The sequence below is a fragment of the Chloroflexus islandicus genome, from assembly GCF_001650695.1.
In the GTDB taxonomy this organism is placed as follows: Bacteria; Chloroflexota; Chloroflexia; order Chloroflexales; family Chloroflexaceae; genus Chloroflexus; species Chloroflexus islandicus.
In genome coordinates, this window is sequence record NZ_LWQS01000115.1 from 1 (window position 1) to 1,374 (window position 1,374).

Annotated in this window: 1 protein-coding gene; it reads left to right on the top strand. The window is 67.0% G+C overall.

The features are described 5' to 3' along the window. On the top strand, positions 1-1,374 hold a 1,374-nt coding region (locus A6A03_RS19325; RefSeq protein ID WP_483772866.1), incomplete at both ends, for a glycoside hydrolase family protein.

The window sequence follows — 1,374 nt, forward strand, 5'->3', positions numbered from 1 at the left end:
GAGGGGGCCGTGTTCGGCCTTGCCGGCGATAGCTGCGGTGGTAGCGGCACCGGCTTTGACACCACCCAAGTCTACGGTCACTCGCTCATCCGCGACGAGGCTTCTCCTGCGGCTCCCTGCGAAGGCGGACGCACCACCGGCCTCTGCTACCGGATGTGGTACTCCGGCTTTGATGCCTTCGGCGTCCGCCGGATTGGCCTTGCCCTCTCCCCCAACGGTGTCACGTGGACCCGCGTCGTGGGCCCCGGCCCCAGCGGCAGCGTGCTCGGGCCCGGTCCTGCCGGCAATTTTGACAGCGCCAACGCCTCCTTCCCGTCGGTCATCCGCACTAACACCGGCTACCTGATGTGGTACACCGGCGGCAACGGCAGCACCTTCGCCATCGGGCTCGCCTCTTCTCCCGACGGCGTCAACTGGACCCGCATCCCCGGCCCGCTCACCGGCAACGCCGTGCTCCGGCCCTCTGGCATTGCCGGCACCTTTGACCAATCCATCATCGCCGCCTCCCGCGTCATCCGCGATGCCGCCTCGACCCTTGCCCCCTGCGAAAGTGGGCGTACTAGCGGCCTTTGCTACCGGATGTGGTATCAGGGCATCGATAGCAGCAACCGCTTCTTCATTGGCTACGCCCTCTCGCCCGACGGCCTCAACTGGACCCGCGTCGTGGGTCCCGGCACCAACGGCAGCGTGATCGGCCAAGGCCCCGCCGGCACCTTCGATGCCCAAAACTCAGCCATCGCTGCCGTGGTCAAAGACGGCTTGCGCTACCGGATGTGGTACAGCGCCCAAGATAGCAGCGGCGTCCACCGCATCGGTCACGTCGTCTCGCTCGACGGCGTCAACTGGGTGCGTCCCGTCCCCAACAATGCTGTCTGGAGCGGCAGCGACGACCCCGGCACCCTCAGCCCGGACAATGTCTGGAGCCCGTTCGTGCTGAAAGAGGGGTTGGGCTACCGGATGTGGTATAACCACACCACCCGCGAAAACTCGCGCCGGGTCGGCTTGGCCGCGGTGACGCCGGGCACGCCGCTGAGCGCGGTGGGCCTGAGCGGGGTGGGCAATACCTACACCGTGACCTTTACGACTGCCGCGACCATTCCGGCGGACGGGTATGTCTTGATCACGCTACCGGCGGCAGTGGCTATTGCCGACGTCAGCGCAGTTGACCTGAGCGGATTTGGCGCTGGGGCAACGTTAACCGTGGAACATGGCATCTTGACCGACGCCGAAGCGGGAGGCGACGCCCGCGGCGCGCTGCTCGTCCGGCTGAACGAGGCCGCCGCGCCCGGCCCCAAGAGTATTTCGTTTGCGATTGCCACCCCGCCTGCGGCAGACACCACCGTGCTGGTGCAGACCTTCGACAGCCGCGAGGTA